The organism is Azospirillum sp. UFLA03-27 (assembly GCF_059803775.1).
The window spans coordinates 1-5,985 of the sequence record NZ_JAUQTX010000331.1; the positions used below are offsets into that span (position 1 = coordinate 1).

General features: G+C 65.7%; 4 protein-coding genes. 2 read left to right on the forward strand and 2 right to left on the reverse strand.

Annotated features, from left to right (window positions below; translation table 11 throughout):
• Window positions 1-1,632 (reverse strand): ABC transporter substrate-binding protein (locus Q4I23_RS29740; RefSeq protein ID WP_498528606.1); only part of this gene is annotated, 1,632 nt, incomplete at its 3' end.
• Window positions 1,633-1,672: 40 nt separating this feature from the next.
• Entirely contained in the window at window positions 1,673-2,947 is a 1,275-nt protein-coding gene (locus Q4I23_RS29745; RefSeq protein ID WP_498528607.1) for a M20 family metallopeptidase, read from the reverse strand.
• Window positions 2,948-3,208: 261 nt separating this feature from the next.
• On the opposite strand from Q4I23_RS29745, the gene Q4I23_RS29750 reads away from it, so the two are divergent.
• Window positions 3,209-4,222 carry a LysR family transcriptional regulator gene (locus Q4I23_RS29750; protein WP_498528608.1) on the forward strand — a complete coding sequence of 338 codons (1,014 nt, stop codon included), beginning with the start codon at window positions 3,209-3,211 and terminating at the stop codon, window positions 4,220-4,222.
• A gap of 320 nt (window positions 4,223-4,542) precedes the next feature.
• The coding region (locus Q4I23_RS29755; RefSeq protein ID WP_498528609.1) for a right-handed parallel beta-helix repeat-containing protein at window positions 4,543-5,985 on the forward strand (1,443 nt) is incomplete at its 3' end.

The window sequence follows — 5,985 nt, forward strand, 5'->3', positions numbered from 1 at the left end:
GTTATAGTCTCGTGGGCTCGGAGATGTGTATAAGAGACAGACGCTGTCGTAGCTCTCGTTCACGCCGATGGCGGTCGTGACGGCGTTCTTGAAGCGCTTGTCCACGAAGGTCGGGAACTCCATTTCCAGCAGCCAAGCGACGGGCACGTCCTCGACCAGGATCTTCTGGGCGGCGGAGTAGAGCTGCTGGCGCTCATCGTCCTTGTTGGTCTGGGCGGCCTTGGCGAACAGCTGGTCCACCTCGGGGTTGGAGTAGCCCATGGTGTTGGAGAACATCACGCCCTTGCGGATGTTTTCCGAGACGTAGGTGCGCGTCACGCCGAGCGCCGGGTCGCCGTACTGGTAAACGAAGTTGAAGCTCAGGTCGTAGTCCCAGTTGGACACCCGGTTGACCCAGCCGGCGGCGTCGGTGGTCTCCAGCGTCACGTCGACGCCAACGCGCTTCATCGCCTGCTTCACATACTCGCCGAGGCGGGTCCAGGTCTCGCCGTAGGGCATGACGAGCAGGCGGACCTTGGCGCGCGTGCCGTCGGCGCCCTTCTTGTAGCCGGCCTCCTCAAGCAGCGCCTCGGCCTTCTTCGGGTCGAAGTCGTACTTCTTGACGTTGGCTTCGTGGAAGCGGGTGACCGAGTTCACCGGGCCGGTCGCCGGACGGCCGAGGCCGAACCAGATCTTGTCGCGGATGAACTTGCGGTCGATGGCGTGCATCATCGCCTGCCGGAAGCGCTTGTCGTCCAGCGGCTTGTTGCGCGTGTTGATCTCGATCCAGGACAGCGGGGCGAAGAACTCGTAGCCCTTGGTCGTCATCTCGACGTTGGGCAGGCCCTTCAGGCGCGGGACGTCGAAGGTCTCGATGTCGTTGAACTGGGTCTGCTGGACGGTGCCCTGCTCCACGGCGACGGCGCGCGAGGCGGCGTCGGGGATCACGCGGAAATAGATGTCGTCCAAGTAGGGCTTGCCGGCCTTCCAATACTCGTCGTTGCGGACGAGATGGATGTAGGAGCCCTTGTTCCACTCCTTGAACTTGAAGGGGCCGGTGCCGATCGGGGTGGCGTTGGCCGGGTTGGCCTTGAAGTCGGTGCCTTCATAGATGTGCTTCGGCATCATCGGGGCCGACGACACCTCGAAGGCCTGGAGGAACGGGCCGAACGGCTCCTTCAGCGTGAACTGGACGGTGTAATCGTCCAACGCCTCGATCTTCTCGCACTTGGAGAAGGTGGCGCGGGCGCGCGGGTGGGTCTCCATCAGGAACTTGGAGGTGGAGAACACCACGTCGTGGGCGGTGAAGGGCTTGCCGTCGTGCCACTTGGCGTTCTTCACCAGCTTGAAGGTGTAGACCTTACCGTCGGGCGAGACTTCCCAGCTTTCCGCCAGTTCCGGCTGCGGCTTCAGGTCGAAGCCGAAGGTCAGCAGGCCCTGGTAGATCTTGCCGGCGACCGTCTGCGTCGGACCCTGCTGGTTCAGGCCCAGCACCAGGATCGGCGGTTCCGGCTGGACGATGATGTTCATCGTGCCGCCGCGCTCCTGCGCCACGGCGACGCCGGGTACGGTCAGCGCCAGCGGCGCCGCCAGGGCTGCGGCCAGCGCCGCGGCGGTCAGGGTTTGGCGAAAGTGACGCAAACGATTGCTCATGTCTGAAGCCCCCTTATTGTTGATTCTCGTCACACGACTGTTATGGATCGATGGATTCCAGGCCGCACCAGTCGGCCATGAACAGGGCCAGCACGGCGGTCACCTTCGCCATGCTGTCGAGCGAGACGGACTCGTCGATGCCGTGGATGCGCTCCGCCTCCGGGCCGTAGCAGGTGGCCGGCGTGTCGCCGTACAGGACGAAGTTGCGGACGTCGGTGGTGCAGGTCTGGGCCAGCTTCGGTGCCGGGGTGCCGAAGATCGACCGGTGCGCGGCGTCCAGGGCCTCCAGCATCGGGTGATCGGGGTCCAGCGTGCAGCCCTCCGCCTGGAAGCCGCGGAAGACGACGCGGGCGTCGATCCCCTTGAGGTCGGAGTCGCCGCGGCAGGCCTCGGCCACCGCGCTCTCGATCTCGGCGCTGACCTCGGCGGCGGCGCGGCCCGGCGGGAAGCCGAAGCGCAGCTCCATCCGGCAGCGGGTGGGGACGGAGGACGCCCATTCGCCGCCGTCGATGTGCCCGACATTCAGGTTGTAGGGATGGTGATGGTGCGCATAGGCGGGATGCCGTCCGTCCGGGTGGTTCCAGGCCGACTCCAGCGCCTTCAGATGCTTCAGCACCCGGAAGGCCGCCTCGATGGCGTTCAGCCCGGCGCCGGTGTCCAGCACATGGGCGGGGCGGCCCGTCACCTCCAGCTCGCAGCGGATGACGCCGACCTGGGCGATCTGGAGCGTGTGGTTGAAGGGCTCCGGGATCACCGCGGCGTCGGCCTTGTAGCCGCGGGCGACGCAGGCGAGCGCGCCGTTGCCGGTGCATTCCTCCTCGACCACCGACTGGAGATAGACCGGTGCGGCGGGCTGGACGCCCAGGCTTTGCAGCGCCTTGAAGGCCATGACATAGGCGGCGATGCCGGCCTTCATGTCGCCGGCGCCGCGGCCGTAGAGGCGGCCGTCGCGGACCACCGGCTCGAAGGGCGGGGCGGACCACAGCTCCTCCGGCCCGGTCGGCACCACGTCGATGTGGCCGTTCAGGATCAGCGACTTGCCGGTCGCCCGCCGGGGCTTGTGGACGCCGACGACGTTCTCGCGGCCTTCATAGGAGATCAGGGAGGGGGACCAGCCGGGCTGAGCCTTCAGCGCCTCCTCGTCGATGGCGAAGCGGTCCACCTCCAGGCCCATGTCCCGGAATATCCGTTCCATCAGATCCTGCGCCGGGCCTTCCTGCCCCAGCAGGCTGGGGCTCCGGACCAGATCGGACAGCAGGCTCACTCCGTCCTCGCGCAGCTTCGCCACCGCGCCCAGGATCGCATCCCGGTCCACGGCTGCAATGCTCCGCCCACCCTCGTGGGATGCGGGCATGACGACTCCGTTCTTACCACTCCGCCGCGCAGTCGTCCTTATCAGTCGGCAAATCTCCGGAAAGAAACTGTGGCGATTTCGACTTTTGGACTAGGACCACCGGATTTGCCCGATTGGGCCAAGCCGGGGATCGACCGCTGACGACCGGCGTATTACAATTCAGCTTCTCATCCTCCGCCAAATCGATAATCCTCATTGCCGACATAAGCAGGATTTATGGCGATGGGTTTTCCCCCGATGACGGCGCGCGACCTGGAGCGGCTCGGCCACCAGCTGGACTGGAACCTGCTGCGCACCTTCATGGTGATCGTGCAGGAGCAGGGGCTGACCCGCGCGGCGCAGCGCCTGGGGCTGACCCAGCCGGCGGTGTCCCAGGCCCTGAAGCGGCTGGAGGACCAGATGGGCCGCTCGCTGATCGAGCGGGGGCAGGGCCGCTTCCGGGTGACCGAGGCGGGTGAGATCATCTACGCCGAGGTGCTGGAGATCTACGGCAATATCTCCCGCTTCGCCGTCCTGATGCGCGACATCCGCGAGGAGATTTCCGGCCATATCCGAATTCTGCTGGCCAGCCGGATCCAGTCGCTGCTGTTCGACGCCCTGCTGGAGCGCTTCCACGCCACCCACCCGCAGGTGACCTTCCGGCTGGACGTGATGGCGAGCGCCGACGTCCACATGGCGATCCAGCAGAAGACCGGCTCGCTCGGCCTCTGCCTGATGCGGGAGCCGCCGCCGCTGGTCGAACACGCTCTGTTCGCCCGCCAGATCTACCGCCTCTATTGTGGGCCGCGGCACCATCTGTTCGGCCGCACCGGCCTGACGCTGGGCGATCTGCGCAGCGAGGGGTTCGTCTCCTTCACCTCCGACCAGATCGGCGGGGTCCTGTCGCCGCTCGCCGTCTTCCGCGCGCAGGAGGGGATCGAGAGCCGGATCGTCGGCGCTTCGGTCAATCTGGACGAGGTGCGGCGGATGATCTCCGTCGGGCTGGGCATCGGGCCGCTGCCGCGCCATGTGGCGGAGCGCGACGTGCGCGACGGGCTGCTCTGGCCCCTGCCGCCGGAGGAGGGGGTGGCGCCGGTGGACATCCATCTGCTGTGGAACCCCGCCTCCAAGATGAACCGGGCGGAGCGCGCCTTCATCGAGCATTGCCGCGCCGCCATCGCCGGCATTCCGCTCGACCTGCGCTTCGATCCGGTGGCGGTGAGCGAGTGGATCGACCACCAGTTCGGCGGCGACTGATCCTTCCGCGTATTTGATGTCCCGTTTCTGACGCCCTTGGGGGCTTGCGCCGTCATCCAGCGGATGACGCGGCGCGGCGCTTGCCCGCTTGCAAGCGGCCGCAAGCAAAAATTCCCATTGTCTTCTCCGCTCTTTGATAAGCGGAAGATTCTCTTTTGAAAAACAAAGACTTCCTGGAGTCTTCGCAAAAAGATGCCGGGAATCTCACAAAAATGCCCCGCCAGGAACATTCCTCGAATTGGTAGTAGACGCATATGCCAAAGGGCGAAACCGCCAAAAAACTCATACCAGTAGATAACACCTCAAGAGAGCATTGACATATGGCTAACCTGTACGGACCGAAGACGCTGACGGCCCCCGCTGGTGCGATCGTCATAGCACCCGGCGCCAACATCCAATCCATCGTCAATGGCGCTCCCGCTGGCGCGACCTTCTGGTTGCAGCCGGGCGAGTACCGTCTCCAGTCGATCACGCCCAAGGACAACCAGACCTTCATCGGCGCCGAAGGCGCCGTGCTGAACGGGTCGAAGCTGCTGACCGGCTTCACCCAGGACAGCGCCGGGCGCTGGGTGGTCGGCGGGCAGACCCAGCAGGGCGAGCGCCGCGCGACGGATGAGGCGACGCCCGGCGCGATGCGCGCCGGCTATCCGGAAACCGTCTATGTCGACGACAAGCCGCTGACGCCGGTGGACGCGCTGTCGAAGCTGAAGGCGGGAACCTTCTACTTCGATTACAACGCCGACAAGATCTATCTGGGCGACAACCCGGCGGGGCACAAGGTGGAGGCCGGGACCACCGCCCGCGCCTTCGGCGGCACCGCGGACGGCGTGACGGTCAAGAACCTGGTCATCGAGAAATACACCCCGCCGGCGCAGGAAGGCGCCATCCAGGGCGACGTCAACTGGACCATCCAGGACAACGAACTGCGGCTGAACTACGCGGTCGGCGCCACGGCGCAGGACGGCAGCAGGTTCATCGGCAACTACGTCCACGACAACGGCGAGATGGGGCTGGGCGGCGCCGGGGCCAAGATCCTGGTCGAAGGCAACGAGATCGCGCGCAACGGCGCCTGGTCCGGCATCGACGTGTTCTGGGAGGGCGGCGGCACCAAGTTCGCCTACACCACCGATCTGGTGGTCCGCGGCAACTACTCCCACGACAACACCGGCTTCGGCCTGTGGACCGACATCGACAATGTCGGGACGCTGTACGAGAACAACGTCCTCGTGAACAACAGCGGCGGCGGCATCACCCACGAGATCAGCTACGACGCGATCATCCGCAACAACGTGATGGTCGGCAACGGCGCCAAGCCGCAGGCCGAGGGCTGGCTGTGGGGCGGGTCGATCCAGATCCAGAACTCGCAGAACGTCGAGGCCTACGGCAACAAGATCGACATCACCGGGGTCAAGGGCGCCAACGGCATCGTGATGATCCAGCAGGACCGCGGCGCCGGGGAACTCGGGACCTGGACCACGACCAACAACAAGGTCCACGACAACATCATCGTCTCCAAGGACGGCAACGGCCAGTCGGGCGGCGTCGCCGATTACAACGAAGCCGGCATGCTCAACGGCGGCAACGTGTGGGACAACAACACCTACTACATGCCGGACGGCGACCGCTGGCGCTGGGGCGACTTCCCGGAAGGCGACAGCTGGTCCGCCTACATGAACGCGACCACGCAGGACGAGCATTCGACCCTGTCCCAGGCCTACCCCTCGACCGCCGGCTGGACGACGGTCACGCCCACCACCCCGACC

Coding starts and splice junctions, on each gene's coding strand:
- Q4I23_RS29750 (WP_498528608.1), top strand. CDS start 3,209: ATGGGTTTTCCCCCGATGACGGCGCGCGACCTGGAGCGGCTCGGCCAC.